The following is a 25,526-nucleotide window of genomic DNA, read 5'->3' as shown; positions in this document are numbered from 1 at the left end:
CTGATACCGCGCGCGGTGTGCGCGCCTGGGCATCAACGCACCGAGGAACCCACGAGCCATGAACGCTAGTCCTGACAACGTCGCTGCGAACGCTAAGCCCGGCACCGCGCCGCTGGTCGAGGTCGAGCACGACGCGTATCGCGTGCCGGGCGTGGTGCACGTGACGATGAACCGGCCCGATGCGTTCAACGCGCTGTCCGAAGCGTTGCTCGACGAACTGGAGCAGACGCTGGCCGCGCTTGCGCAGAGCGATGCGCGGGTCGTCGTGATCAGCGGCGCGGGGCGGGCGTTCTGCGCGGGACACGATCTGAAGGAAATGCGCGCGGCGCCGTCGCTCGCGTATTACCAGCAGCTGTTCGCGCGCTGCACGAAGCTGATGCTGACGATCCAGCGGATGCCGCAGCCGGTGATCGCGCGCGTGCATGGGATCGCGACCGCGGCCGGTTGCCAGCTCGTCGCAATGTGCGATCTCGCGGTGGCCGCCGAGACCGCGCGCTTCGCGGTTTCGGGCGTGAATCTCGGGCTGTTCTGCGCGACGCCGTCGGTGCCGCTGTCGCGCAATCTGTCGCGTAAGGCGGCGCTCGAAATGCTGCTGACCGGCGATTTCATCTACGCGGCCGAGGCCCGGCAGCAGGGTCTGATAAATCGCGTCGCGCCCGCCGATGTGCTCGACGACGAAGTGGCGCGGCTCGCGACGAGTATCTGCGCGAAGCCGCGCGAAGCGGTCAGCGCGGGCAAGGGCTTGTTCTATCGCCAGCTCGAAATGGGCATCGAGGCGGCGTACCAGCTGGCCGGTCAGACGATGGCCTGCAACATGATGGCCGACTCGGCGCTCGAAGGCGTGCAGGCGTTCATCGACAAACGCGCGCCCAACTGGAAGCGCGGGTAGCGCGCTTCAGCTTCTCCCCACCGCCCGCCGCTCGATCCAGTCGACCAGCGCGCCGATCACCCGGTCGCGATCGAGGTCGTTCATCGTCTCGTGATAGCTGCCTTCGTGCAGCGTGAGCGTCTTGTCCGGCGAGCCGGCATGCGCGCCGAACGCGCGGCTGCCGTCCGGCTCGGTGAGTTTGTCCTCGGTGCCATGAAACACCAGCAGCGGCATCCGCAAGTGCGCGCGGCCGCGTTCGATCCGCGCCATCGCGCGCAGCAGCTCGGCGCCGGTGCGCGCGGGAATCGCGCCGTGATGCACGAGCGGATCGTTGCGGTTCGCGTTCACGACCGGTTGCAGCCGCGACAGCAGCGCGGGGTCGATCTTCATCGCCGGGAACAACGGGTAGACGCGGCTGATCACCTGGCTGAACGCGAGCATCCATTTCGGCACATCGCGGCCCGGCGCGAGCGCGGGGCTCGACAGGATCAGACCGGCGATGCGCCGGCCGCTCGCTTCGAGGCGCTCGATCGCATACAGCGCGGCAATCGCGCCGCCCATGCTGTGCCCCATCAGAAACAGCGGCGCGCAACTTGGCGCGGCGGCGTCGAGCAACGCCTGCGCGTCGAGCAGGTAGTCGTCGAAGCGCCGCACGTACGCGCGCTTGCCGGGCGCCTCGCCGTGGCCGCGCAGATCGATCGCGACCAGTTCGATGCCGGCCGCGTTGAGCCGGCCGGCCAGAGCCGCGTAGCGGCCCGCGTGCTCGGCGAGCCCGTGCAGCAGCGCGACCGTTGCGCGAAGCGGCCCGTCAGGTCGCCAGCGATACAGCGGCAACTGGACGCCGTCGGCGGTGCTGACCGACTCGCGCTGCGGCGGGGCGTTCTTGAGACGGCCGGCGCTCGCGCGCACGGTGTGGCTAGGGGAGCTCTGCATGACGGCGGGATCGACTGGATGGCGGTGCAGCGAATCATAGTCGCAGGCGCGCCGCCCGCGCGAGCTTCGCGTGCTCGCACGCGCCTCTAATGCTTTCAGGTTATGAAAAGATCGGAATTGATTATTAAAGCGTATGTCGACGCTGCGGTAGAATGGCGGCTCAAATCCCAATAAAAGCAACGGCGGCCGCTCGCCGGGAGCCATACGCTCGCCGGCAGCCTCCGCCGTTTTCGTTTGTCCATGATCGAAATTCGCAATATCTCCCAGCGCTTCGCCGGACCCCGGGGCTGGGTCGAGGCGCTGCACAACGTCAATCTGTCGATTCCGGCGGGTGAGGTGTTCGGCATCATCGGCCGCAGCGGCGCGGGCAAGAGCACCCTCGTGCGCACGATCAACCTGCTGACGCGCCCGTCCGAAGGCAATATCGTCGTCAACGGCCGCGATCTGACCACGCTGCCCGCCGCGCAACTGCGCGACGCGCGACGCGAGATCGGCATGATCTTCCAGCACTTCAATTTGCTGTCCTCGCGCACCGTGTACGAGAACGTCGCGTTGCCGCTCGAGCTGGCCGGCATGAAGCGCGACGAAATCGAGGCGAACGTGTTGCCGCTGCTCGATCTGGTCGGGCTGTCGGCGCAGAAGGACCGTTATCCGGCGCAAATCAGTGGCGGCCAGAAGCAGCGCGTCGGCATCGCGCGCGCGCTTGCGAGCAAGCCGAAGGTGCTGCTCTCGGACGAGGCGACCTCCGCGCTCGATCCGGAAACCACCCGCGCGATTCTCGATCTGCTCAAGCGCATCAACCGCGAACTGAACCTGACGATCGTGCTGATCACGCACCAGATGGACGTGATCAAGCAGGTCTGCGACCGCGTCGCGGTGCTCGACGCGGGCCGCGTCGTCGAACAGGGCAAGGTGATCGACGTGTTCCTGCAGCCGCGCCACGAAGTCACGCGCGCGCTGATCGGCGACGTGATCGCCCAGGAGCTGCCGCCGGCGCTGAAGGCGCGGGTCGCGCAGCGGCTGCAGACCGGCAACGGCCATCTGCTGCGCCTCGCGTTCACCGGCTCGGGCGTCGATCAGCCGATCCTGTCGGAGACGATCCGCCGTTACGAGCTCGATTTCAACATCCTGCATGGCCAGATCGACGAGATCCAGGGCCAGGCGTTCGGCTCGCTCGCGGTGCTCGCGGGTGGCGAACCGGGCAAGGTCGCGCAGGCAATTACGTTTCTGCGCGAGCAGGGTGTGGTGGTAGAGGAGCTCTCGCATGTTGAGTGAAATGTTCGATATGTTCGTCCAGTCGTTCTGGGAAACGCTGGTGATGGTCGGCGTGTCCGGACTGATCGGCGCGGTGGTCGGTGTGCCGCTCGGCGTGCTGCTGTATCTGACCGACCGTCAGGGCGTGCTCGAGAACGTCGCGGTCAATCGCGTGATGGGCGTGATCGTCAATGCGGTGCGCTCGACGCCGTTCATCATCCTGCTGGTCGCGGTGATTCCGTTCACGCGGCTGGTGGTCGGCTCGTCGATCGGCACGGCCGCCGCGATCGTGCCGCTGACGATCGCCGCCGCGCCGTTCATCGCGCGACTGGTCGAGACCGCGCTGCGCGAAGTCGATCGCGGGCTGATCGAAGCGGCTCAGGCGATGGGCGCGACCACCCGCCAGATCGTCTTCAAGGTGTTGCTGCCGGAATCGCTGCCTGGCGTGATCGCGGGGCTGACCATTACGTTCGTGTCGCTGGTCGGCTATTCGGCGATGGCCGGCGCGATCGGCGGCGGCGGTCTGGGCGACCTCGGCATCCGCTATGGCTATCAGCGCTTCCTGCCGGAAGTGATGCTCGCGGTCGTGCTGATCCTGATCGTGTTCGTGCAGTTGGTGCAGTCGTTTGGAGACTGGCTCGTGCGTCGTCTGAGCCACAAATAAACAAGGGCGAGGGCGCCCGCCGGGCGGCTCGCCATCAAGTCGGAAGGTTCACCATGCAACGTCGTTTGATTCTCAAGCTGGCCGCCGCGCTGGGCGCCGCTTCGTTGTTCGCCGCTACCGCCGCGCACGCGGAAGACACGATCAAGGTCGGCGTCACCGGCGGCCCGCACGCGCAAATCATGGACGTCGTGAAGACGGTCGCCGCGAAAAACGGGCTGAACATCAAGATCATCGAGTTTTCCGATTACGTGCAGCCGAACGCGGCGCTCGCCGGCGGCGACCTCGACGCGAACAGCTATCAGCACGACCCGTATCTGCAGGCGCAGGTGAAGGACCGCGGCTATAAGCTGATCCGCATCGCCGATACGGTCACCTATCCGATGGGAATCTACTCGAAGAAGCTGAAGTCGCTCGCCGAGTTGCAGCCGGGCGCGAAGATCGCGGTGCCGAACGATCCGACCAACGGCGGCCGCGCGCTGCTGTTGCTGCAAAAGCTGGGGCTGCTGAAGCTGCGCGCCGATGCGGGCCTGAAGGCGACGCCGCTCGATATCGTCGAGAATCCGCGCAAGCTGAAGATCGTCGAACTCGACGCCGCGCAGATTCCGCGCTCGCTCGGCGACGTCGACGCCGCCGCGATCAACACCAACTTCGCGATGGAAGCGGGGCTCAAGCCGAAGCAGGACGCGATCGCGCTCGAAGATCCGAAGGGGCCGTACGTGAACGTGATCGCGATTCGCGAGGCCGACAGGAACAAGCCGTGGGTCGCGAAGCTGGTGGCGGCCTATCGCTCGCCGGAAGTGAAGCAGTTTATCGAGAGCAAATTCGGCGGAGCAGTGATCACTTCGTGGTGATGTGATCACCGCCCGGACCTCGCAAGAAAACGGCGGCAAATCGAACAGTCATGCAGACAGCGATGCGAATTAGAGGTCTGAGTCGGAACCCGGGGTTGTCGCCCGGGTTTTTTCGAGATTAAAATAGAACGATCGTTCGATATTGCCGTCACGCCGCTGGGGAGCGATATCCTCGCGCTAATGCGCCCGCGACAGGGCTGCCATCGGGGCAGTCGTTATAATGTTTGACGGGTTGACGTATTCGTAACTTTGGAGCGTGTGCATGAAAATTCTGGTGCCTGTGAAAAGAGTGGTCGACTACAACGTGAAAGTCCGCGTGAAATCGGACGGTACGGGCGTCGACATTGCCAACGTGAAGATGTCGATGAATCCGTTCGACGAAATCGCCGTTGAAGAGGCGGTGCGTCTGAAGGAAGCCGGCGTCGCAACGGAAGTGATCGCCGTGTCGGCGGGCGCCACGCAAGCGCAGGAAACGCTGCGCACCGCGCTGGCGATCGGCGCGGACCGCGCGATCCTGATCGAATCGAATGAAGACCTGCAGCCGCTGGCGGTCGCGAAGCTGCTGAAGGCGCTGGTCGACAAGGAACAGCCGCAGCTGGTGATCCTCGGCAAGCAGGCGATCGACGACGACTCGAACCAGACCGGCCAGATGCTCGCGTCGCTCGCGAATCTGCCGCAGGCGACCTTTGCATCGAAGGTCGTCGTTGCCGACGGCAAGGCGACGGTGTCGCGTGAAGTGGACGGCGGCGCGGAAACGCTGTCGCTGACGCTGCCGGCCGTCGTGACGACCGACCTGCGCCTGAACGAACCGCGTTATGTGACGCTGCCGAACATCATGAAGGCGAAGAAAAAGCCGCTGGAAACGATCAAGCCCGAAGACCTCGGCGTGAACGTCGCGCCGCGTCTGAAGACGCTGAAGGTTGCAGAGCCGCCGAAGCGCTCCGCCGGTGTGAAGGTGCCGGACGTGAAGACGCTGGTCGAGAAGCTGAAGACCGAAGCCAAGGTGCTTTAAGTAGAACGGCAACTATGTTGCATGGGGCTGAAGTAAGCGCTAAAGCGCTGACTCCAGTCGACACGGAGACTGAGCAAATGACGAATCTGGTAATTGCAGAACACGACAATACGTCGATCAAGGCCGCGACGCTGAACACGATCGCAGCGGCACAAAAGGTCGGCGGTGACATTCATGTGCTGGTGGCAGGTCACAACGCGCAGGCCGCGGCGGACGCCGCTGCGAAGATCGCCGGCGTTTCGAAAGTGCTGCTCGCCGACGCGCCGCAACTGGCCGCGGGCCTCGCGGAAAACGTCGAAGCGACCGTGCTGAACATCGCGAAGGACTACTCGCACATCTTCGCGCCGGCCACCGCGTACGGCAAGAACATCGCGCCGCGCATCGCAGCGAAGCTCGACGTCGCGCAAATCTCGGACATCACCGCGGTCGATTCGCCGGATACGTTCGAGCGTCCGATCTACGCGGGCAACGCAATCGCGACCGTGCAATCGGCCGATCCGGTCAAGGTGATCACCGTGCGTACGACCGGCTTCGACGCAGTCGCGGCCGAAGGCGGCAGCGCGGCGGTGGAAAAAATCGAAGCGGCAGCCGACACCGGCATCTCGCAGTTCGTCAGCCGCGAAGTGACGAAGCTGGACCGTCCGGAACTGACGAGCGCGAAGATCATCGTGTCGGGCGGCCGGGGTCTGGGCAACGGCGAGAACTACACGAAGGTGCTCGAGCCGCTGGCGGACAAGCTCGGCGCGGCGCTGGGCGCATCGCGCGCGGCAGTCGACGCGGGCTTCGTGCCGAACGACTACCAGGTCGGCCAGACCGGCAAGATCGTCGCGCCGCAGCTGTACGTGGCGGTCGGCATCTCGGGTGCGATCCAGCACCTCGCGGGGATGAAGGATTCGAAGGTGATCGTTGCGATCAACAAGGACGAAGAAGCGCCGATTTTCAGCGTCGCGGATTACGGCCTCGTCGGTGATCTGTTCACCGTCGTGCCGGAACTCGTGAAGGAACTCGGCTAAGCGCCGCGGCGCCGGCAAGCCCGGGTAACCGGGCGGCGGCCGCCGCTGACAGCAGCAAGCGAAGGGCGCTGGACCGAGCAGGTTCGGCGCCCTTTTTCATCGGAAGGGAGGAGGACGAAATGAGCTATACGGCGCCCATCAAGGACATGTTGTTCGTGATGAAAGAACTGGCCGGACTCGAAGAGATTGCGAAGCTGCCCGGATTTGAAGATGCGAATCTCGACACCGCGCAGGCGGTGCTCGACGAATCGGCGAAGCTGTGCGGCGAGGTGCTCGCGCCGCTGAATGTCGAAGGCGATCGCAATCCGAGCAGCTGGAAGGACGGCGTGGTGACCGCGACGCCCGGTTTCGGCAACGCGTTCCGCCAGTTCGCCGAAGGCGGCTGGCAAGGCGTGCAGCATCCGCTCGACTACGAAGGACAAGGGCTGCCGAAGCTGATTGCGACGCCGTGCGTCGAGATGCTGAATGCGTCGAACCTGTCGTTCGCGCTGTGTCCGCTGTTGACCGACGGCGCGATCGAAGCGCTGCTGACCGCCGGCAGCGAAGCGCAGAAGCAGACCTTCGTGCCGAAGCTGATTTCCGGCGAGTGGACCGGCACGATGAACCTGACCGAGCCGCAGGCCGGTTCCGATCTCGCGCTCGTGCGCACGCGCGCCGAGCCGCAGGCCGACGGTACGTACAGGCTGTTCGGCACGAAGATCTTCATCACGTGGGGCGAGCACGATATGGCGAAAAATATCGTGCACCTCGTGCTCGGCCGCACGCCGAACGCACCCGAAGGCGTAAAGGGCATCTCGCTGTTTCTGGTGCCGAAGTTTCTGGTCAATGAAGACGGCTCGCTCGGCGAGCGCAACGACGTGCATTGCGTGTCGATCGAGCACAAGCTCGGCATCAAGGCGAGCCCGACCGCGGTATTGCAGTTCGGCGATCACGGCGGCGCGATCGGCCAACTGATCGGCGAAGAAAATCGCGGCCTCGAATACATGTTCATCATGATGAACGCCGCGCGTTTCGCGGTGGGCATGCAGGGCGTCGCGATCTCGGATCGCGCGTATCAGAAGGCGGTCGCATATGCGAAGGAACGCGTGCAAAGCCGGCCGGTCGACGGCTCGGCGAAGCAGCCGGTCGCGATCATCCAGCACCCGGACGTGCGCCGCATGCTGTCGACGATGCGCGCGCTGACCGAAGCTTCGCGCGCGCTCGCATATGTCGCGGCCGCGCATTGCGACCTCGCGCATCGTCATCCGGACGACGCGACGCGGGCGCAGCATCAGGCGATTTACGAATACCTGGTGCCGATCGTGAAGGGCTGGAGCACGGAGCTGTCGATCGACGTGACGAGCCTCGGCGTGCAGGTGCACGGGGGCATGGGCTTCATTGAAGAGACGGGCGCCGCGCAGTTCTATCGCGACGCGCGCATTCTGCCGATCTACGAAGGCACCACTGCGATCCAGGCGAACGACCTGATCGGCCGCAAGACGCTGCGCGACGGCGGCAAGGTCGCAAAGACGCTGCTCGCCGGCATCGGGCAGACGCTCGACGCGCTCGGCGCGCAGCAAGGCGCGGCGTTCGCATCGATGAAGACGCAACTCGCCGACGGTCAGCGCGCGCTCGGCGCCGCGGTCGATTTCGTGCTCGCGAATGCGAAGGGCGATCCGAATGCGGTGTTCGCCGGCAGCGTGCCGTATCTGAAGCTTGCGGGCATCGTGCTCGGCGGCTGGCAGATGGCGCGTGCGTTGCTCGCCGCGAGCGCGAAGCGCGATGAAGATCCGGCGTTCCACGGCGCGAAGATCGCGACCGCGCAGTTCTACGCGGAGCACGTGCTGCCGCAGGCGCGCGCGCTCGAAGTGGCGATCGTCAGCGCGAAGGGCGGCGAGGGCGTGCTCGCTTTGTCGGCGGAGCAGTTCTGAGCGCGCGTTGTTCGCGCTTCGGTTGAGTCTGGATTTAGTTGGGCATGAAATGCAAACGGCGCCTCACTTCATGAGGCGCCGTTTGTTTTGCTGCTGCGGTTTTAACGCTGGCGCGGGTGTGGGTGATTCGCCGTCGCCCGCGCGCTGGTTCCAGCTCGCCAATCAGGCATAAGCCGGCCGATGCTCGCCCGCGGTCTCGCCGAGATAGCGATGCACCGACAGATCGTCCGCGCGGATTGCCGGCTGCTTGCCCGACATCAGATCGGCCAGCAGTTGCCCGGAGCCGCACGACATCGTCCAGCCGAGCGTGCCGTGGCCGGTGTTCAGGAACAGGTTCGGCACCGGCGTGCGACCGACGATCGGCGTGCCGTCCGGCGTCATCGGTCGCAGACCGGTCCAGAAGGTGGCCTGCGAGGTGTCGCCGCCACCCGGGAACAGGTCGTTTACGCACAGCTCGAGCGTTTCGCGGCGCGCGCGGCGAAGTGTCTTGTCGAAGCCGACGATCTCGGCCATCCCGCCGACGCGAATCCGGTCGTCGAAACGCGTGATCGCGATCTTGTAGGTCTCGTCCAGCACGGTCGATACCGGCGCGGCCGCCGCATCGACGATCGGCGCGGTGATCGAATAACCCTTGAGCGGATAGACCGGAATCCTGACGATGCCGTCGAGCAAGCGCGTCGAGTACGAACCGAGCGCGACCACGAACGAGTCCGCGCGCACCAGTTCGCTGCCGCATTGCACGCCGGCGATCCGGTCGCCGGCCATCGCGAGCGCGTCGATCGGCGTGTTGTAGCGGAACTTCACGCCAAGTTCGGCGGCGAGCGCGGCGAGGCGCGTGGTGAACATCTGGCAGTCGCCGGTTTCGTCGCCGGGCAGGCGCAGGCCGCCGGTCAGCTTGTGCGACACCGCGGCGAGCGCCGGTTCGGCCTTCGCGAGTTCGGCCGCCGACAGCAGTTCATACGGCACGTTGGCGTCCCGCAGCACCGCGATGTCTTTCGCCGCGCCGTCGAACTGCTGCTGCGTGCGAAACACCTGCAGCGTGCCGCCGGTGCGGCCTTCGTAGCGGATCCCGGTGTCGGCGCGCAGCGCCTGCAGACAATCGCGGCTGTATTCGGCGAGGCGCACCATGCGGCCCTTGTTCACCGCATAACGCGACTCGGTGCAGTTCTGCAGCATCTGCCACATCCATTGCAGCTGGAACGTCGTGCCATCGAGGCGGATTGCGAGCGGCGCGTGCTTCTGGAACATCCACTTGAGCGCCTTCAGCGGGACGCCCGGCGCGGCCCACGGCGATGCGTAGCCCGGCGAGATCTGGCCCGCGTTGGCGAAGCTGGTTTCGAGCGCGGGGCCGGCCTCGCGATCGATCACGGTGACTTCGTGACCGGCGCGGGCGAGGTAATACGCGCTTGTCACGCCCACCACGCCACTGCCCAAAACGACGACTCGCATAGCTGCTCCAGGGATGCAAAAAAAGTAGAGTGAGGGCAATGCGCGTATCGCGGGACGCGGCGCCTGTCGACCCAGTTCGGCTTCGACAGGCGATAACGCAAGGTGAAATACGGTATGCCCAGTGTTAATCGCTATACTATTGAGAGTCAGGCAGTTTTTGTTATTGTATTTTTTCAGAATTCAGAAAAAAGACCATGCGTACACAACGCCAGCCCGTGCGGGCACTCGACAAGCTCGATCACAAGATTCTCAGGCTGTTGCAGCAGGACGGCCGGATGGCGATGAAGGACCTCGCGGAGCAGGTCGGGCTGTCGGTGACGCCGTGCATCGAACGCGTGAAGCGGATGGAGCGCGACGGCGTGATCACCGGCTACTACGCGCGCGTGAACCCGGCCGAGCTGGGCGCCGCGCTGCTGGTGTTCGTCGAGATTACGCTCGACCATAAAAGCGGCAATATGTTCGACCAGTTCCGCCGCGAGGTGCAGAAGATCCCCGAGGTGCTGGAATGCCATCTGGTGTCGGGCGATTTCGACTATCTGATCAAGGCGCGCATCGGCGAAATGGCCGACTACCGCAAGCTGCTCGGCGACATCCTGTTGCAACTGCCGGGCGCGGTGCAGTCGAAGAGCTATGTAGTGATGGAGGAAATCAAGGAGACGCTGACGATCGCGGTCGGCGAGTGAGTGGCCTAACCGATTGACGAACATGGGCGACCTCAGGCTGGCTCGCGCGAGCTAATTCGACACTCGACAAACGGCGTAAACACTGTATATTTATACAGGTGTTGTGCGCCGTTTTCTTTGTCGTTTCCTGCTTCGCATTGCCTCGCCGTGGACGATCCCGATACCCTTGATATTCCCGAATTCCCGATAGCGCCGCCCGCGCCGCGCAAAGGGCGCGGCGCGGTCACGAACCTGCAAGGCCGCTACGAGGTGGACCAGAGGGAAACCGTCGACGACGGCTGGCAGGGAGCCGAAGAGGACGGCGAGCCCAAGGCGCTGCGCACGCAAGTGTTCGAGGAGCGCGCCAAAACGATCCTCACGCGCAACGCGTCGCCGGACATTGCTTTTAGCGTGTCGCTGAATCCGTATCGCGGCTGCGAGCATGGCTGCATCTATTGCTTCGCACGGCCGACGCATAGCTATCTCGGCTTGTCGCCGGGGCTCGATTTCGAGAGCCGTATCTACGCGAAGATCAACGCGCCGGAACTGCTCGAGCGCGAGCTGTCGAAGAAGTCGTACGTGCCGGAGCCGATCGCGCTCGGCGTCGCCACCGATGCGTGGCAGCCCGCCGAACGCGACTTGCGCCTCACGCGTCGCGTGATCGAGGTGCTCAGCGAGCGCAATCACCCGTTTGCGGCGATCACCAAGTCGTCGCTGATTGAACGCGACATCGACCTGCTCGCGCCGATGGCCGCGCGCGGCCAATTCATGGCGGCGATCACGATCACTACGCTGGACGCCGATATTGCGCGCACGCTGGAACCGCGCGCGGCTACGCCGTCACGCCGGCTGCGCGCGATCCGTACGCTCAGCGAAGCGGGTATTCCGGTCGGCGTCAGCATCGCGCCGGTGATTCCGTTCGTCACCGAGCCCGATCTGGAGCGCGTGCTCGAAGCGTGCGCGCAAGCGGGTGCCAGCAACGCGAGCTATATCGTGCTGCGCTTGCCGTGGGAGGTCGCGCCGTTATTCAAGGATTGGCTGGGCGCGCATTTCCCGGACCGGGCGGACAGGGTGATGAGCCGCGTGCGGGATATGCGTGGCGGCAAGGACTATGACTCGTCGTTCGCGACGCGCATGAAGGGTGAGGGACTGTGGGCGGACCTGCTGCGGCAGCGTTTTCACAACGCAGTGCGCCGGTTGGGATTGAACCGGCGTGACCGCGGCATTCTCGATATGTCGCACTTTCGCCGGATCGAGCCGGCGCGCACCGGCGAGACGGCAGCGGCGCCGGCTCGCGACAATCCGCAACTGCGGCTGTTCTAGCGCGACACAGACCGCCCGCGTTTGCGCGGCCTGTGACTTCCGGTTACTGCGAGATCTCCTTGGCCGCTTCCACCTGACTTTCGAAGTAGGTCTGAAACCCAAGCGCGAGCCCGGTCATCAGCAGAAACGCGCCGATCAGCAGGGAAAAGATCACGACGAAAATGACGGTCCAGCCCGAGCGGCTTTTGCGCTGCGTGTGGGCGTTGAACTGGGCGTCCCATTTCTGATCGGGCCGCAGTCCATAAACCAGCGCCGCCAGAAATGCGGCGAACAGTGAAATCGCGCCGATCGTCGCGAGCACCCAGCCGAGTATCGACGCGCGTTCGGTGGCCACCAGCAGCATCACGCCCGGAATGCCGATCAGCGTGGCGAGCAGATGCGCCCACCCGTAAATGTCCCGCGTGCCGTACAGATAGAAGCGGTGGGCACCGAGGCTGCCGAACAGAAAGGCGAGCGCGGCGGTCAGTGTCTTGGATCGGAAACGCGGGGAAGTCGAGGCAACGGTGGACATGAACGCGGTGGGCACAATGACGGGCGGTCGAAAGGAGCGGCGCGCGGCGGGGCGCGGAACGACGCGCATTCTACGCCCGCCGCGTGGCGATGGCCACGTGGCGGGGCCGTGCGGGTTGCAGCAGTTGCAGCAGGAGCGTGTCGAATGAACGCGCGGCGCCGGCTTACGGCGCCGAATACGTCACGCGATAAATCGCGCCCGCGTGGTCGTCGCTGATCAGCAGCGAGCCGTCGGGCAGCGGCAGCACGTCGGCGGGACGGCCCCAGACCGCTTCGCCGGGCTGCAGCCAGCCTTCGGCGAACACCTGCTGGCGCGCGTGGCCGCCGTCCGAATCGGTGATCACGCGCACCACCCGGTAGCCGACCTTCCGGCTGCGATTCCACGAGCCGTGTTCGGCGATAAAAATGTTGTTGCGGTAGTCGGCCGGAAACATCGGGCCGTCGTAAAAGCGCATGCCGAGCGCCGCGACGTGAGCGCCGAGCTTCACCACCGGCGGCGTGAACTGGTTGCACGGACGGTCCTTACCGAACTCCGGGTCCGCGATGTCGCCGGCGTGGCAGTACGGAAAGCCGAAGTGCATCCCGGTGCGCGGCGCGCGATTGAGTTCGTCGCTGGGGATGTCGTCGCCGAGCAGGTCGCGGCCGTTGTCGGTGAACCACAGTTCGTGCGTGACCGGGTGCCACGCGAAGCCGACCGAATTGCGGATACCGCGCGCGAACACTTCGTAGTGGCTGCCGTCGGGATCCATCCGGCCGATCAGTGCGTAGCGGTCCGGGTCTTTGTCGCAGATGTTGCACGGCGCGCCCTGCGGCACATACAGCTTGCCGTCGGGGGCGAACGCAATGAATTTCAGGCCATGATGGGTTTCGGCGGGCAGCTTGTCGGTAACGACGACGGGTTTCGGCGGGTCGCTGAGATGGGCGTCGATCGCATCGAAGCGGACGATCTTCGACACCGCGGAAACGTACAGCGCGCCGTCGCGCCACGCGACGCCCGCCGGAATCTGCAGGCCGGACGCGATCACGTGGCGGGCGGTCGCGCGAGCGTCGCGCAGTTCGAGCGCGTAGACGTGGCCGTCGAGGCTGCCTATATAGAGAACGCCTTTCGGCGACAGCGCCATCGCGCGCGCGCCCGGCACATCGTCCGACAGCACATCAATATGAAAGCCCGGCGGCAGCTTGATTTTTTCGACCGGCAGAGAGGCGGCGGTCGCCGTCAGCGCCTGAGCCGCGAGCCAACCCGCGGCCGCCACGCGTAGAATCGGGCTTCGCGTCACGCGGGCAACGCCGGCAAAGCGCACGAAAAAGACAAAAAACGCTGGCAGAAACGAGGCGATCGACGGGCGTTGCACAGGCGCTCCCTCAGGAAATTCGGGCGTTTGGACGGGGTCGCCGGCCTTGCGAGAAGGGCCCGCGCGGTCCGGCCGCTCAGTTTATCCCGGTAAGTGTTTGTTATGGCGTCGGTTTCCCGCTATAATCGCGTGTTTCAGTCGTTCCGAACCCCGGTTTTCAAGGATTCTAGTATGGTCATCATCCGCTTGGCTCGTGGCGGCTCCAAGAAGCGCCCGTTCTACAACATCGTCGCCACCGATTCGCGTAGCCGTCGTGACGGCCGCTTCATCGAGCGCGTCGGCTTCTACAACCCGGTCGCTACGAAGGGCGAATCGCTCCGTATCGCTCAGGACCGCCTGACGTACTGGCAAGGCGTTGGCGCACAACTGTCGCCGACCGTCGAGCGTCTGGTGAAGGAAGCGCAAAAGGCGCAGCCGGCTGCTTAATATGGCGGCCCGCACGCGTATCGTCGTCGGCGTGGCCGGCGGCTCGCGCAACTTGCACGAGCAGTCCGATGCGCACATTGTTTTACTGAAGCAGATGCCGCAGCAGGCAGCGAAGTTGTCGTCGAGGGTAGCTTATGTCTGAGCGTGATTCCGGCAGTTCTGGTCGCGCCAAGACAGCTTCGCGCGCGAAAGCGTCTGGTCAGGCGTCGTTTGGCGCCTTCGTCCGCAAGCCGGTCGAGCGTGCCGAGGGCACGGCGAAAGCGACTTCCGCAAGCGCCGTCTCCGAAGCAGCAGAAATGCGCGCGGAAACGGCGGCAAGCTGGCCGGCCGATGCGGTCGAGGTCGGCGCAATCGTCGACGCGTATGGTCTCAAAGGCTGGGTCAAGGTGGCCGCGCATGCGGACGCCGGGCAGGGCGGCGACGCGTTGCTGAGCGCGAAGCGCTGGTGGCTGCTCAGAGGCCAGCAGCGCAGTTCGACCCCCTCCTTGCAGGCCAAAACGCATAGCGACAGTGTGGTCGCCCATCTGGGTGGCATCGCTGACCGCGATGCGGCGCTGGCCTTGCGCGGTTCCCGCGTATATGTCAGCCGCAGCGAATTTCCGGCTCTCGAAGCCGACGAATTCTACTGGGTCGATCTGATCGGCCTGGATGTGGTGAACCTCGCCGGGGTTAATCTCGGCAAGGTCGCCGGCATGATCGACAACGGTGCGCAGTCGGTGCTGCGTATCGAATATCCGGCTACCGACAAAACCGGCAAGCCGGTCGCAGGCGAGCGCATGATCCCGTTCGTCGGCATCTTTGTCAAAACGGTGAATCAGGCGGCAAAGCAGATCGTCGTCGATTGGGAAGCCGACTATTGAAATCTTTCGTTGAATGGAGAGAGCGATGCAGTTCGATGTCGTAACGCTCTTTCCTGAAATGTTCCGCGCGTTGACCGACTGGGGTATCACCAGCCGGGCCGCGAAGCAGCAGCGCTATGGGTTGCGTACGTGGAATCCGCGCGATTTCACCACCGACAACTACCGCACGATCGACGATCGCCCGTACGGCGGTGGCCCCGGCATGGTGATGCTGGGCCGGCCGCTCGAAGATGCGATCAACGCCGCGAAAGCGGCGCAGACGGAGCAGGGCATCGGCGCATCGCGCGTCGTGATGATGTCGCCGCAAGGCGCCACGTTGAACCACGAGCGCGTGATGAAGTTCGCGACCGAGCCCGGCCTGATTCTGTTGTGCGGGCGTTACGAAGCGATCGACCAGCGTCTGCTCGACCGCGTCGTCGACGAGGAAGTCAGTCTGGGCGACTTCGTGCTGTCCGGCGGCGAGCTGCCCGCGATGGCGTTGATGGATGCGGTGGTGCGGCAGTTGCCCGGCGTGCTCAACGATTCGCAGTCGGCGGTGCAGGACAGCTTCGTCGACGTGCTGCTCGATTGTCCGCATTACACGCGCCCCGAGGAATACGAGGGTGTGCGCGTGCCCGATGTGCTGCTCGGCGGCCATCATGCGGAAATCGAAGCGTGGCGCCGCCGCGAGGCGTTGCGCAACACGCTGAACAAACGGCCCGATCTGATCGTGAAGGCCAGAAAGAACAAGATGTTGAGCCGTGCCGACGAGGCATGGCTCGCAAGTCTCGCGAAGGAAGAGCCGAAGGCCTGAGGCCCCGGTCTTTCGAGCGGACACAAGGCGGTGCCGTACATGCGTGTGCGGCGCCAGATGTGAACCCATCCTCTATCGGGGCCGTAGCCGAACGCAGCGGGGCAACTCGCGCAACATCGCGTGACGCAGGTACGAACGCCGACAAGATGGATCTAGGAGTCAGAAATGAACCTGATTGCAAAACTCGAGCAGGAAGAAATCGCGCGCGTTCTCGGCGAAAAGACCATCCCCGACTTCGGTCCGGGCGACACGGTCGTCGTTAGCGTGAACGTGGTTGAAGGCACGCGCAAGCGTGTGCAGGCTTACGAAGGCGTCGTGATCGCCAAGCGTAACCGTGGTCTGAATTCGTCGTTCATCGTCCGCAAGATTTCGTCGGGCGAAGGCGTCGAGCGTACGTTCCAGACGTATTCGCCGCTGCTGGCAAGCATCGTCGTCAAGCGTCGTGGCGATGTGCGTCGTGCAAAGCTGTACTACCTGCGCGAGCGTTCGGGCAAGTCGGCTCGAATCAAGGAAAAGCTGGTCTCGAAGGACCGCGCTGCTTCCCAGGCGTAAATGCTGTAAGAAAAAGCACCCCCAGCGGGTGCTTTTTTATTTGCCAGGTCAAAATAGCGACATGTCCCCCGCTCAGTAGAGAGACCCGTTGATCCGCCCCGTCTTTGAGCCCGAAACCCTGCCGGTGATCGCAACCGGCGCCGATCTGCCCCCGGTGCCCGTCGAACGTTTGACGCCCGACGCGCTGCGGGCCCGCTTCGAGCGACAGCTCGCCTGGACGCCCGAAAAAATCTCCGACGCGCCCTGGCGCAATCCCGAACTCGATCCCCGTGTGGCCGCGGTGCTGGTGCCGCTGGTGGTGCGCGACCATGGCTTGACCGTGTTGCTCACACAGCGCGCCGACCATCTGAGCGACCACGCCGGCCAGGTGAGTTTTCCCGGCGGCCGCCAGGAGCCGTTCGATGCCGATGCGATCGCGACCGCGCTGCGCGAGGCGCGCGAAGAAGTGGGCCTCGACGAGTCGCGCGTCGAAGTGCTCGGCGCATTGCCCGACTATCTGACTGGCACGGGCTTTTGCGTGTCGCCGGTGATCGGTCTCGTGCACCCGCCGTTTTCGCTGCGGATCGATACGCTCGAAGTGGCCGAGGTATTCGAAGTGCCGCTCGCGTTCCTGATGAACCCGGCCAATCACGAAGAGCGTCTGTTCCGCTACGACGGCGGAGAGCGCCGCTTCTTTGCGATGCCTTATCCGCGCGGTGCGATGACAGTGGCGCCGGAACTCGCGCAGCAGCAACGCGGGCCCGGCGCGCCCGGTGAGCACAATGTCGAAACGTCGACCCCGGCAGCCGTGCAAGGCGGCCAGCATTTCATCTGGGGCGCGACGGCCGCGATGCTGCGTAACTTCTATCGCTTCCTCGCCGCATGAGCCTTCGCGACCAACCGAACCGTTAGAGTTGCGCGGACGACGCACTTGTCGCTGCTTTGTCAGCGTGCCTGCTCAGACTCATCCGACCCTGTGCTATCGTTATAAAACAATCGTAAAACTCGAAAAGCACGGCGCATCGCATGACTTTTTTCTCCGTATTGCTGGCTCTGATCATTGAACAGGTACGCGCGCTGTCGCCGAACAATCCGGTGTCCGCGTTGCTTCAATACCATGCGGAGTCGGCGGCGCACGGATTCGATGCCGGCAAGCCGCGCCACGGTCTGCTCGCGTGGTTGGTGGTGGTGGTGCCCTGGACGCTCGCGGTCGCGCTCGTCTACTACGTGCTGTATCACCTTCACTTCATGCTCGCGTTCCTGTGGAACGTGGTGGTGCTGTACTTCACGCTCGGCTTCCGGCAGTTCAGCCATTACTTCACCGATATCCACCTCGCGCTGAACAACGACGACGTGCCGCGCGCGCGCGAAATCCTCAACGAGTGGACCGGGCTCGACACCGTCGACATGCCGGTCAGCGAGATCGTCCGTCATACGCTGATTCACGCGGTGGTCGCGTCGCATCGTCATGTGTTCGGCGTGTTCTTCTGGTTTCTGATTCCGGTGGGGCCGGCGGGGGCGGTGCTGTACCGCTGCGCGGAGTACCTGGCGCGCGCATGGGCGCGGCCGGTGGACGAGCGGACCGCCGCGTTTGCGAGTTTCGCGCAGCGCGCGTTCTTCGTGATCGACTGGGTGCCGGCGCGGCTGACGTCGCTGGGTTTTGCGATCGTCGGCAATTTCGAGGATGCGATTTACTCGTGGCGCAATCACGCGCGGCAGTGGCCCGATGCGAACGACGGCGTGCTGCTCGCCGCCGGTAGCGGGGCGCTGGGCGCACGTCTGGCCGGCCCGCTCGCCGAGCCGTCGAGTCTCGATGCGCTCGCCACCGGCGACGGCGGCCCGTTGCAAGTCGGCGACGACTGCACGCCGCGCACGCTGCAATCGGCGGTGGGCCTCGTGTGGCGCGCGGTCGTGCTGTGGATGATTTTGCTGTTGATGCTGACGATCGCGGTGTGGCTCGCTTGATGCAAGTCGCCGCGTAACGCAGCATTAGCAAACAAAAAAGCCGGGCAATCAATGCCCGGCTTTTTTTCGCTTTCGAGTCCCGACCGCCGCGACTTTGAACACCACCGCGACTCGAGGCTCAGCACTCGACGCTCAGCACTCCACGCGCTCGGCCAGCTGGTGCGAGCCCGCGTTTCACTCCAGCAACGGATCGCGCGCGGTCCCGCATTGCCAGCACACGGTGAACTGCGCCTCGAGCAGCTCGCCGCATTGCCGGCACCGCCAGCCCGGCGCGTCTGGCGCCGGGCCCCGTGATGCCGCTTCGATCAGGCGTCGCGCGAGAGCTTCATCGCGCTCGTCGACGAGCCACAACTCCGGCGCGCACTGATCGGCCGGAATCTCACCGAGCGCGCCATTCAGATAGCGGTTGTGCAATTCGCACGCAATCCCCGCGCTCTGCAGCACGTTGACCCAATGCTGTCCGATGATCAGATTCGGCGCGCGCATCAGCTTCATATCAGCGGACGATCTGGCTTGCCTCATGCACGAGCTGCGCATACAGCGCATGCCGTTCGCGGCGAATACGGCCATCGGCGACCGCTTCGAGAATCGCGCAGCCGGGCTCGTGCAGATGGTGGCAGTTGTAGAAGCGGCAGTTCGGCAGCAGCGGCCGGAATTCCGGAAACGCGCGTTCGAGCCGGCCTTCGGTCAGGTGGTGCAGGCCGAATTCCTGGAAGCCCGGCGAATCGATCAGTGCGCCGGCGGAGCCGATCACACGGCTCGCGCCGGTCGAGCCATCGACGTCGTGCGCATTGTCCGTGTCCACCGGCAGCGGATAAAGCCGGGTAAATGTCGTGGTATGCCGGCCGCTATTCAACGCGGTCGAGATCTCACGCGTCGCGACTTCGGCGTGCGGAATCAGCAGATTCACCAGCGTCGACTTGCCCATCCCGGACTGGCCGAGCAGCAGCGTCGCATGGTTACGCAGATGCTCGCTCAGCACCGCCCGCGCCGCCTCGGGCTGCATGCGGATCGACACCTCCAGCACCGGATAGCCGAGCGCGCGATACGGCTCGAGCCGGCGGCGCGCGCCTTCTAGCGCGGCGGTAACGTCGATCTTGTTCAGCACGATCAGCGGCTTCAGCTCGTTCGCTTCGGCGGCGACCAGCGCGCGGCCGAGCAGGTCTTCGCTGAAGTGCGGCTCGGTCGCGAGCACGATCAGCAGTTGATCGAGATTCGCGGCGAACAGCTTCGACTTGTATTGATCCGAGCGATACAGCAGATTGCGCCGCTCGCCGATCTCGACGATCACGCCCTGATCCGCTGAAGTCGGCTCGTAGATCACCCGGTCGCCGACCGCGACCTCGCTGCGCTTGCCGCGCGGGAAGCACTGCAGCATTGCGCCGCCGTCCTCGGGCGCGACCAGATAATGACGGCCATGCGCGGCCACCACCAGTCCGCCGATACGCGTGCCGTGCGCGCCGGCCTGCGCGCGCGGCGCTTTTTTCGGGGCGCGGGCGCTCATGCGTGACGCAGCAGTCGGTCGATCCGCTGCGACGCCGGCGGATGCGAGTAGTAGAACGAGGTGTAGAGCGGATCGGGCGTCAGTGTCGACGCGTTGTCCTCGTACAGCTTGACCAGCGCGTTGACGAGATCCTGCGCGTCGGTCTGGGTCGCCGCGAACGCGTCCGCTTCGAACTCGTGCTTGCGCGAGCTGAGGCTGCCGAGCGGCGTGACGAAGAACATGAACACCGGCAGCGCGAGGAAGAACAGCACCAGCGCGAGCCCGCTATTGCCGCCGATCAGCGACGGCCGCACGCCGAGCCCTTCGTAGAACCACACGCATTGCGACAGCCAGCCGAGCAGCGCGAGCATCACAAGGCTGATCGCGAACGTGACGAGCATCCGCTTCATCACGTGACGGCGCTTGAAATGGCCGAGCTCGTGCGCGAGCACCGCTTCGATCTCGCGGCCCGACAGGCGCGCGAGCAGCGTGTCGAAGAACACGATGCGCTTGCTGGCGCCGAAGCCGGTGAAGTACGCATTGCCGTGCGCGGAGCGGCGGCTGCCGTCCATCACGAACAGGCCCTTCGCGGCAAAGCCGCAGCGCTTCATCAGCGCCTCGATGCGATTGACCAGCGCCTCGTCCTTCAGCGGTTCGAACTTGTTGAACAGCGGCGCGATGAAGGTCGGGAAAATCAGCAGGCCGAACATCTGGAACGCGACCCACACGACCCACGCCCACAGCCACCACAGGTTGCCCGCCCGGTTCATCAGCCACAGCACGACGAACAGCAGCGGCAGCCCGAACGCGACGCCGAGCAGCGTGCCTTTCAGACGGTCGAAGAAGAACAGCCCCTTACTCATCCGGTTGAAGCCGAAGCGCTGTTCGACGACGAACTGCCGGTAGTAGTCGAACGGCAGGTCGATCGCGCTGGTGATCGCGATCACCGCCGCGACCAGCGCGATCTGGCCGAGGTAGCCGCGGCCGAGCCAGTCGGAGATCGCCAGATCGAGCATCTGCACGCCGCCGAGCAGCGTGAGCCAGATCAGCACGGCCGCGCCGACGACGATTTCGATCATCGCGAGCCGGGTGCGCTCGACCGTGTAGTCGGCCGCGCGCTGGTGCGCCGAGAGGGCGATCGTGGTCGCGAACTGGCTGGGCACCTGCTCGCGATGGCCGGCGACGAAGCGGATCTGCCGCGACGCGAGCCAGAGTTTGGTGCCGACCATCGCGACGACCGCGATGACGAACACAGTGGTGAAGTACAGGGTAGGCATCCGGGGATTCCGTGGTATCTATGCGAGAATTATATGTTTCTTCCCGCCTCGCGGCGGGGCGCTACGGTTTAGCGGCGACACGGGCGGTCATCGGGCGATGCCTGCACGCAGCGCAGCGCCGCCGCCTGGTCGCCGCCAGCCGCGCGAAGCCATTTCAAACGAACACGCGCCGCGGCGCGCGGCTTCTGAGCGAAGCCGCCACGCGGCCCTCAGGGTTGCCTTCATGACTGACATCCTCGCTTCCACCGACCCGCTGCCGCTCGTGCGCAGCGACATGAATCTGATCTGGCTGGACATGGAAATGACCGGGCTCGAGCCCGACACCGATCGCATCATCGAAATCGCGGTGGTGGTGACCAATTCGACGCTCGACCGGATGGTCGAAGGTCCGGTGCTGGCGATTCATCAGAGCGACGAAACGCTCGCGAAGATGGACGAGTGGAACCAGAACACGCATGGCCGTTCGGGGCTGATCGATCGCGTGAAGGCGTCGACGGTCAGCGAAGCCGACGCGGTCGAGCAGATTCGCGAGTTTCTCGGCGCTTACGTGCCGCCGGGCAAGTCGCCGATGTGCGGCAACTCGATTTGCCAGGACCGCCGCTTCATGGCGCGCTGGATGCCGGAGCTGGAAAAGTTCTTCCACTACCGCAACCTCGACGTCAGCACGCTGAAGGAGTTGTGCCGCCGCTGGCAGCCGGCCGTCTACAAGGGTTTCCAGAAGCGCGCGATGCACACCGCGCTGGCGGACATCCACGAGTCGATCGACGAACTGAAGTACTACCGCGAGCATTTCCTGGTGCCGTCGGCTCCGGCGGCGCAAGCCGACGCGAGCGCGAAATAAAGCGCAAGCCGAACGCCACCTGATCGACTTCGAAGCGCCACGTCGTCGCCAACCAGCGGCGAACTCAACGAGCGCCGGCGTGGCGCGGCCTCCAAACCCGAGTCCTTGACTATGCCTGCCGCGGAGCGCGCACCGCGTTCTTCGGCCGGAACGCCTTCACCACATCGGCGTTGGTTTCCACATACGGCCCGCCGATCAGATCGATGCAATAGGGCACCGCCGCGAAAATCCCCGGCACCTTCACCGCATTGCCCGCGTCCGCGTCGCGCAGACCTTCGAGCGTTTCCCTGATCGACTTCGGCTGACCCGGCAGGTTGATGATCAGCGCCGCGTGATCGGCGGTTTCGCGGATCACCGCGACCTGCCGCGACAGGATCGCGGTCGGCACGAAATTCAGGCTGATCTGCCGCATCTGCTCGCCGAAACCCGGCATCTCTTTGCTGGCAACCGCGAGCGTTGCCTCGGGCGTCACGTCGCGCCGCGCCGGGCCGGTGCCGCCGGTGGTCAACACCAGATCGCAGCCCACTTCATCGACCAGTTCGGTCAGCGTCGCGGAGATGGTCGGCGCGTCGTCGGCGATCAGGCGGGTGACCACCTGCCACGGCGACGTGAGCGCCGCGCCGAGCCATTCCTGCAGTGCCGGAATGCCCTTGTCCTCATAGACGCCGGTCGACGCGCGGTCGCTGATCGACACGAGGCCGATCACGATTTCGTCCGGATGGTTGCGCGGCTGGCGCCGCTCAGGCGTCGCGGTCGTCATCGTCGTCGTCCGCGGTGAGATTGGCGTCTTGCGCGTCGTCGGCTTCGTCGTCCGCGTCGGCCGCGTTCTTGATCCACTGGAACAGCTCGCGGAAGTAGCGCGGCGGCTTGCTCTGCTCGGCTTCCTTGCGCGCGTTGCGGATCAGCGTGCGGCCCTGCTGCGGATCGGCGGCCGGGTACTTGCGGATGAAGTCGGTCAGCGCGGCGTCGTCGGCGAGCAGCTTTTCGCGGGTGCGCTCGATCCAGTGCAGCTTCGCGGTTTCGCTCTTGTTGACGCCCTTGTAGGTGTCGAGCGCGGTGCGCAGCGCGGCGACTTCCGTGTCCAGCAGCGAGCGCATCACGCGGCCCACGTACTGGATCTGGCGGCGCTTGCCTTCGTGATCGGTGATGCGGCGTGCTTCGCGCACGGCTTCATCGAGCTTTTCGGGCATCGGCATGCGCTTGAGCGCGTCTTTCGGCAGCGTGACCAGCTCCGCGCCCAGATCCTGCAGCGCGGCCATTTCGCGCTTCATCTGGGACTTGCTCGGGCGGTCGTAGCCGTTTTCGTCGACTTCCGTGACGACGGATTCGATCGGTTGAATGCGGGTTTTGCGTGTCATGGCGATATTGTAGCGTGCCGCGCAGGCCGCGCCGCCTGCCCGCGGGGCCGGACGTGCGTCGAACGGGCCGCGAATCGCAGGTACGGCGCCGCGTAGCTTGCTATGATCGCGGGATGCATTTATCCCGCACCCGCGCGCCTGCGCCGCACACGGTGCGCACACTCCGGGCCGCGCGGCCCCAACAGGACGGCAATCACAATGGCAGCAGACATGGACGTCAAGCAGCGCTTTTTTCCGCATACCCAGGATGAGCTGAAGGAAATCGCCTCGGACATCCTCCGTCACGCGAAGGCGCTCGGCGGCACCGACGCCGCGACCGAAATCTCCGAAGGCGACGGCCTGTCCGTCTCGGTGCGGCGCGGCGAGGTCGAGACGATCGAGCACAACCGCGACAAGATGGTCGGCGTCACGGTGTTCATCGGCAACAAGCGCGGCAACGCGAGCACCTCGGATTTCTCGTCGCAGGCGCTCAAGGATACGGTCGCGGCCGCGTACAACATCGCGCGCTTCACCGCCGAGGACGATTGCGCGGGCCTCGCCGAAGCCGAGTTGCTCGAAACCGCGCCGCGCGATCTCGATCTGTATCACCCGTGGAATCTGTCGGCCGATGAAGCGGTCGAAATCGCCCGCCGCGCGGAAGACGCCGCGTTCGCGACCGATCCGCAGATCAAGAATTCGGAAGGCGCGAGCGTGTCGGCACAACACTCGCAGTTCGTGCTGGCCACTTCGCGCGGTTTCCTGGCCGGCTACCCATACTCGCGCCATTACATCGCGTGCGCGCCGATCGCCGGCAGCGGCCGCAACATGCAGCGCGACGACTGGTACACGTCGACCCGCAGCGCCGATCAGCTCGCCGATCCGGAAGCGGTCGGCCGCTATGCCGCGCAGCGCGCGCTGGCCCGCATTGGCGCGCGCGGACTCGACACCCGCAAGGTGCCGGTGCTGTTCGAGGCGCCGCTCGCGGCGGGGCTGCTCGGCGCATTCGTGCAGGCGACCAGCGGCGGCGCGCTGTATCGCAAGACCTCGTTCCTCGTCGACAGCCTCGGCAAGCCGGTGTTCGCGCCGCACGTGCAGGTCGTCGAGGACCCGCACGTCGCGCGCGCGATGGGCAGCGCGCCGTTCGACGAAGAAGGCGTGCGCACCCGCCAGCGTTCGGTCGTGAAAGACGGCGTGGTCGAAGGCTACTTCCTGTCGACCTACTCGGCGCGCAAGCTCGGCATGCAGACCACCGGTAACGCGGGCGGCTCGCACAACCTGTCGCTGCTCAGCTCGAACACGCGCGCGGAAGACGACTTCGAGGCGATGCTGAAAAAGCTCGGCACCGGTCTGCTGCTGACCGAGCTGATGGGGCAGGGCGTGAACTACGTGACCGGCGACTATTCGCGCGGCGCGTCGGGCTTCTGGGTCGAGAACGGCAAGATCCAGTATCCGGTCGAGGAGATCACGGTCGCGAGCACACTGCAGGAGATGTTCCGCCATATCGTCGCGATCGGCGCGGACACGATCACGCGCGGCACCAAGCAGACCGGTTCGGTGCTGATCGAGCGGATGACGATCGCCGGGCAGTGAGCGCCGCGCCGACGCTGCGGTAAAAGAACAACGCCACGCAATTGCGTGGCGTTTTTTATTGGTGCGCGGCGCGCACCCGCGTCTTGAGCACGAGGCGCTTTGTTCAACCGTCCTTGCGCTGATACGTGACGAACGCGTAGTCGAAGTCGTTCGGCGCGTTCGAGTGATGCGCTTCGCGCGCGACTTCTTCCCAGACGTCGCGATCGATGGCCGGGAAGGTCGCGTCGCCGTCGAAGTCGGCGGCGATCTCGGTGACGATCAGCTTGTCCGCGTGCAGCAGGCCCTCCTGATACAACTGCGCGCCGCCGATCAGAAACGCCTGCGGCGCCTGATCCTGACCGGCCAGACGCAGCGCGTCGTCGAGATTGGTCGCGGTGTCGCAGCCCTGAAAGCGGCGTGCCCCGTCGCGCGTGACGACGATGTTGCGGCGTCCCGGCAGCGGCCGGCCGATCGATTCGTGCGTCTTGCGGCCCATGATGATGGGCGCGCCCATCGTGGTGCGCTTGAAGAACTTCAGGTCTTCGGGCAGTCGCCAGGGCAACTGGTTATCGCGGCCGATCACGCCATTGTTGGCGCGAGCGACGATCAGGGTGAGCGTCGTCATCGAGTGGAGAGAGGAGGG

27 protein-coding genes are annotated in these 25,526 nt (G+C 65.1%); 17 read left to right on the top strand and 10 right to left on the bottom strand.

Annotated elements, in window-relative coordinates; all coding sequences use genetic code 11:
* The first annotated feature begins 58 nt into the window (after window positions 1-58).
* The gene (locus LJ656_RS20925) at window positions 59-889 is read left to right on the top strand and encodes an enoyl-CoA hydratase (RefSeq protein WP_230511271.1); all 831 of its coding nucleotides are present in this window, start codon (window positions 59-61) and stop codon (window positions 887-889) included.
* A 6-nt stretch (window positions 890-895) separates the two neighbouring features.
* Here the strand turns inward: LJ656_RS20925 and LJ656_RS20920 are convergent, their stop codons facing one another.
* Entirely contained in the window at window positions 896-1,801 is a 906-nt protein-coding gene (locus LJ656_RS20920; protein WP_230511270.1) for an alpha/beta hydrolase, read from the bottom strand.
* 240 nt (window positions 1,802-2,041) lie between these two features.
* Here LJ656_RS20920 and LJ656_RS20915 point away from each other — a divergent pair, with 240 nt between their 5' ends.
* From LJ656_RS20915 to LJ656_RS20890, 6 genes are all read left to right on the top strand, one after another.
* Window positions 2,042-3,076: a methionine ABC transporter ATP-binding protein gene (locus tag LJ656_RS20915; RefSeq protein ID WP_230511362.1), complete on the top strand. Its 1,035-nt coding sequence runs from the start codon at window positions 2,042-2,044 to the stop codon at window positions 3,074-3,076.
* A complete protein-coding gene (locus tag LJ656_RS20910; RefSeq protein WP_230511269.1) occupies window positions 3,066-3,719 on the top strand; it encodes a methionine ABC transporter permease in 654 nt (217 codons plus the stop codon). Before LJ656_RS20915 ends, LJ656_RS20910 begins: the two co-directional genes overlap by 11 nt.
* A gap of 53 nt (window positions 3,720-3,772) precedes the next feature.
* The gene (locus tag LJ656_RS20905; protein ID WP_230511268.1) at window positions 3,773-4,570 is read left to right on the top strand and encodes a MetQ/NlpA family ABC transporter substrate-binding protein; all 798 of its coding nucleotides are present in this window, start codon (window positions 3,773-3,775) and stop codon (window positions 4,568-4,570) included.
* Between the two features lie 262 nt (window positions 4,571-4,832).
* Complete coding sequence (locus tag LJ656_RS20900) at window positions 4,833-5,582, top strand: electron transfer flavoprotein subunit beta/FixA family protein (protein ID WP_230511267.1); 750 nt, start codon at window positions 4,833-4,835, stop codon at window positions 5,580-5,582.
* Between the two features lie 77 nt (window positions 5,583-5,659).
* Window positions 5,660-6,595 carry an electron transfer flavoprotein subunit alpha/FixB family protein gene (locus tag LJ656_RS20895; protein ID WP_230511266.1) on the top strand — a complete coding sequence of 312 codons (936 nt, stop codon included), beginning with the start codon at window positions 5,660-5,662 and terminating at the stop codon, window positions 6,593-6,595.
* A 119-nt stretch (window positions 6,596-6,714) separates the two neighbouring features.
* Entirely contained in the window at window positions 6,715-8,505 is a 1,791-nt protein-coding gene (locus tag LJ656_RS20890; RefSeq protein WP_230511265.1) for an acyl-CoA dehydrogenase, read from the top strand.
* 162 nt (window positions 8,506-8,667) lie between these two features.
* Here LJ656_RS20890 and LJ656_RS20885 read toward each other — a convergent pair whose 3' ends face one another.
* Entirely contained in the window at window positions 8,668-9,954 is a 1,287-nt protein-coding gene (locus LJ656_RS20885) for a D-amino acid dehydrogenase (RefSeq protein WP_230511264.1), read from the bottom strand.
* Window positions 9,955-10,148: 194 nt separating this feature from the next.
* Between LJ656_RS20885 and LJ656_RS20880 the strand changes: the two genes are divergently transcribed.
* Both LJ656_RS20880 and LJ656_RS20875 read left to right on the top strand, forming a co-directional pair.
* Complete coding sequence (locus LJ656_RS20880; protein ID WP_062127950.1) at window positions 10,149-10,637, top strand: Lrp/AsnC ligand binding domain-containing protein; 489 nt, start codon at window positions 10,149-10,151, stop codon at window positions 10,635-10,637.
* Between the two features lie 147 nt (window positions 10,638-10,784).
* Window positions 10,785-11,939: a PA0069 family radical SAM protein gene (locus tag LJ656_RS20875; RefSeq protein ID WP_230511263.1), complete on the top strand. Its 1,155-nt coding sequence runs from the start codon at window positions 10,785-10,787 to the stop codon at window positions 11,937-11,939.
* Window positions 11,940-11,982: 43 nt separating this feature from the next.
* On the opposite strand, the gene LJ656_RS20870 is transcribed toward LJ656_RS20875, so the two are convergent.
* Entirely contained in the window at window positions 11,983-12,450 is a 468-nt protein-coding gene (locus tag LJ656_RS20870) for an NINE protein (protein ID WP_230511262.1), read from the bottom strand.
* A 163-nt stretch (window positions 12,451-12,613) separates the two neighbouring features.
* Complete coding sequence (locus tag LJ656_RS20865; protein WP_425605975.1) at window positions 12,614-13,726, bottom strand: PQQ-dependent sugar dehydrogenase; 1,113 nt, start codon at window positions 13,724-13,726, stop codon at window positions 12,614-12,616.
* A 246-nt stretch (window positions 13,727-13,972) separates the two neighbouring features.
* On the opposite strand from LJ656_RS20865, the gene rpsP reads away from it, so the two are divergent.
* The 6 genes from rpsP (at window position 13,973) to LJ656_RS20835 (ending at window position 18,376) form a co-directional block, all read left to right on the top strand.
* The gene (rpsP, locus tag LJ656_RS20860; RefSeq protein ID WP_013090118.1) at window positions 13,973-14,227 is read left to right on the top strand and encodes a 30S ribosomal protein S16; all 255 of its coding nucleotides are present in this window, start codon (window positions 13,973-13,975) and stop codon (window positions 14,225-14,227) included.
* Window positions 14,228-14,361: 134 nt separating this feature from the next.
* On the top strand, window positions 14,362-15,087 hold the full coding sequence (gene rimM, locus LJ656_RS20855) for a ribosome maturation factor RimM (RefSeq protein WP_230511261.1): 726 nt from the start codon (window positions 14,362-14,364) through the stop codon (window positions 15,085-15,087).
* A 25-nt stretch (window positions 15,088-15,112) separates the two neighbouring features.
* Window positions 15,113-15,880, top strand: coding sequence for a tRNA (guanosine(37)-N1)-methyltransferase TrmD (trmD, locus tag LJ656_RS20850; RefSeq protein WP_075301974.1), 768 nt, complete (start codon window positions 15,113-15,115; stop codon window positions 15,878-15,880).
* Between the two features lie 165 nt (window positions 15,881-16,045).
* Window positions 16,046-16,432: a 50S ribosomal protein L19 gene (rplS, locus tag LJ656_RS20845; protein WP_230511259.1), complete on the top strand. Its 387-nt coding sequence runs from the start codon at window positions 16,046-16,048 to the stop codon at window positions 16,430-16,432.
* A gap of 88 nt (window positions 16,433-16,520) precedes the next feature.
* Window positions 16,521-17,297: an NUDIX hydrolase gene (locus tag LJ656_RS20840; RefSeq protein WP_230511258.1), complete on the top strand. Its 777-nt coding sequence runs from the start codon at window positions 16,521-16,523 to the stop codon at window positions 17,295-17,297.
* A gap of 140 nt (window positions 17,298-17,437) precedes the next feature.
* Window positions 17,438-18,376, top strand: coding sequence for a CobD/CbiB family protein (locus LJ656_RS20835; protein ID WP_230511257.1), 939 nt, complete (start codon window positions 17,438-17,440; stop codon window positions 18,374-18,376).
* A gap of 174 nt (window positions 18,377-18,550) precedes the next feature.
* On the opposite strand, the gene LJ656_RS20830 is transcribed toward LJ656_RS20835, so the two are convergent.
* From LJ656_RS20830 to LJ656_RS20820, 3 genes are read right to left on the bottom strand one after another with little or no spacing between them, the layout of a single operon-like run.
* On the bottom strand, window positions 18,551-18,871 hold the full coding sequence (locus LJ656_RS20830) for a putative signal transducing protein (protein WP_230511256.1): 321 nt from the start codon (window positions 18,869-18,871) through the stop codon (window positions 18,551-18,553).
* Between the two features lies 1 nt (window position 18,872).
* Complete coding sequence (gene rsgA, locus LJ656_RS20825) at window positions 18,873-19,880, bottom strand: ribosome small subunit-dependent GTPase A (protein WP_230511255.1); 1,008 nt, start codon at window positions 19,878-19,880, stop codon at window positions 18,873-18,875.
* A complete protein-coding gene (locus LJ656_RS20820) occupies window positions 19,877-21,136 on the bottom strand; it encodes a M48 family metallopeptidase (RefSeq protein WP_230511254.1) in 1,260 nt (419 codons plus the stop codon). The genes rsgA and LJ656_RS20820 overlap by 4 nt, the downstream gene beginning before the upstream one ends.
* A gap of 223 nt (window positions 21,137-21,359) precedes the next feature.
* Here LJ656_RS20820 and orn point away from each other — a divergent pair, with 223 nt between their 5' ends.
* A complete protein-coding gene (orn, locus tag LJ656_RS20815; RefSeq protein ID WP_230511253.1) occupies window positions 21,360-21,977 on the top strand; it encodes an oligoribonuclease in 618 nt (205 codons plus the stop codon).
* Window positions 21,978-22,086: 109 nt separating this feature from the next.
* On the opposite strand, the gene mog is transcribed toward orn, so the two are convergent.
* Together mog and yjgA are read right to left on the bottom strand one after the other, a co-directional pair.
* On the bottom strand, window positions 22,087-22,737 hold the full coding sequence (mog, locus tag LJ656_RS20810; RefSeq protein ID WP_230511252.1) for a molybdopterin adenylyltransferase: 651 nt from the start codon (window positions 22,735-22,737) through the stop codon (window positions 22,087-22,089).
* Window positions 22,718-23,335 carry a ribosome biogenesis factor YjgA gene (gene yjgA, locus LJ656_RS20805; RefSeq protein WP_230511251.1) on the bottom strand — a complete coding sequence of 206 codons (618 nt, stop codon included), beginning with the start codon at window positions 23,333-23,335 and terminating at the stop codon, window positions 22,718-22,720. Before yjgA ends, mog begins: the two co-directional genes overlap by 20 nt.
* A gap of 198 nt (window positions 23,336-23,533) precedes the next feature.
* On the opposite strand from yjgA, the gene pmbA reads away from it, so the two are divergent.
* A complete protein-coding gene (gene pmbA / locus LJ656_RS20800) occupies window positions 23,534-24,904 on the top strand; it encodes a metalloprotease PmbA (protein ID WP_230511250.1) in 1,371 nt (456 codons plus the stop codon).
* A gap of 103 nt (window positions 24,905-25,007) precedes the next feature.
* Here the strand turns inward: pmbA and LJ656_RS20795 are convergent, their stop codons facing one another.
* Window positions 25,008-25,508: a dihydrofolate reductase gene (locus tag LJ656_RS20795; RefSeq protein ID WP_230511249.1), complete on the bottom strand. Its 501-nt coding sequence runs from the start codon at window positions 25,506-25,508 to the stop codon at window positions 25,008-25,010.
* Window positions 25,509-25,526 lie beyond the last annotated feature (18 nt).

It is taken from the genome of Paraburkholderia sejongensis (genome assembly GCF_020880815.1).
GTDB lineage: Bacteria > Pseudomonadota > Gammaproteobacteria > Burkholderiales > Burkholderiaceae > Paraburkholderia > Paraburkholderia sejongensis.
This window is presented reverse-complemented; position numbering and strand designations above follow the sequence as displayed.

Coding starts and splice junctions, on each gene's coding strand:
- LJ656_RS20885 (WP_230511264.1), bottom strand. CDS start 9,954: ATGCGAGTCGTCGTTTTGGGCAGTGGCGTGGTGGGCGTGACAAGCGCG.
- LJ656_RS20925 (WP_230511271.1), top strand. CDS start 59: ATGAACGCTAGTCCTGACAACGTCGCTGCGAACGCTAAGCCCGGCACC.
- rsgA (WP_230511255.1), bottom strand. CDS start 19,880: ATGAGCGCCCGCGCCCCGAAAAAAGCGCCGCGCGCGCAGGCCGGCGCG.
- LJ656_RS20795 (WP_230511249.1), bottom strand. CDS start 25,508: ATGACGACGCTCACCCTGATCGTCGCTCGCGCCAACAATGGCGTGATC.
- LJ656_RS20920 (WP_230511270.1), bottom strand. CDS start 1,801: ATGCAGAGCTCCCCTAGCCACACCGTGCGCGCGAGCGCCGGCCGTCTC.
- LJ656_RS20910 (WP_230511269.1), top strand. CDS start 3,066: ATGTTGAGTGAAATGTTCGATATGTTCGTCCAGTCGTTCTGGGAAACG.
- pmbA (WP_230511250.1), top strand. CDS start 23,534: ATGGCAGCAGACATGGACGTCAAGCAGCGCTTTTTTCCGCATACCCAG.
- LJ656_RS20830 (WP_230511256.1), bottom strand. CDS start 18,871: ATGAAGCTGATGCGCGCGCCGAATCTGATCATCGGACAGCATTGGGTC.
- LJ656_RS20835 (WP_230511257.1), top strand. CDS start 17,438: ATGACTTTTTTCTCCGTATTGCTGGCTCTGATCATTGAACAGGTACGC.
- LJ656_RS20915 (WP_230511362.1), top strand. CDS start 2,042: ATGATCGAAATTCGCAATATCTCCCAGCGCTTCGCCGGACCCCGGGGC.
- LJ656_RS20890 (WP_230511265.1), top strand. CDS start 6,715: ATGAGCTATACGGCGCCCATCAAGGACATGTTGTTCGTGATGAAAGAA.
- LJ656_RS20870 (WP_230511262.1), bottom strand. CDS start 12,450: ATGTCCACCGTTGCCTCGACTTCCCCGCGTTTCCGATCCAAGACACTG.
- orn (WP_230511253.1), top strand. CDS start 21,360: ATGACTGACATCCTCGCTTCCACCGACCCGCTGCCGCTCGTGCGCAGC.
- LJ656_RS20880 (WP_062127950.1), top strand. CDS start 10,149: ATGCGTACACAACGCCAGCCCGTGCGGGCACTCGACAAGCTCGATCAC.
- LJ656_RS20820 (WP_230511254.1), bottom strand. CDS start 21,136: ATGCCTACCCTGTACTTCACCACTGTGTTCGTCATCGCGGTCGTCGCG.
- LJ656_RS20905 (WP_230511268.1), top strand. CDS start 3,773: ATGCAACGTCGTTTGATTCTCAAGCTGGCCGCCGCGCTGGGCGCCGCT.
- LJ656_RS20900 (WP_230511267.1), top strand. CDS start 4,833: ATGAAAATTCTGGTGCCTGTGAAAAGAGTGGTCGACTACAACGTGAAA.
- rplS (WP_230511259.1), top strand. CDS start 16,046: ATGAACCTGATTGCAAAACTCGAGCAGGAAGAAATCGCGCGCGTTCTC.
- LJ656_RS20895 (WP_230511266.1), top strand. CDS start 5,660: ATGACGAATCTGGTAATTGCAGAACACGACAATACGTCGATCAAGGCC.
- yjgA (WP_230511251.1), bottom strand. CDS start 23,335: ATGACACGCAAAACCCGCATTCAACCGATCGAATCCGTCGTCACGGAA.
- trmD (WP_075301974.1), top strand. CDS start 15,113: ATGCAGTTCGATGTCGTAACGCTCTTTCCTGAAATGTTCCGCGCGTTG.
- rpsP (WP_013090118.1), top strand. CDS start 13,973: ATGGTCATCATCCGCTTGGCTCGTGGCGGCTCCAAGAAGCGCCCGTTC.
- rimM (WP_230511261.1), top strand. CDS start 14,362: ATGTCTGAGCGTGATTCCGGCAGTTCTGGTCGCGCCAAGACAGCTTCG.
- mog (WP_230511252.1), bottom strand. CDS start 22,737: ATGACGACCGCGACGCCTGAGCGGCGCCAGCCGCGCAACCATCCGGAC.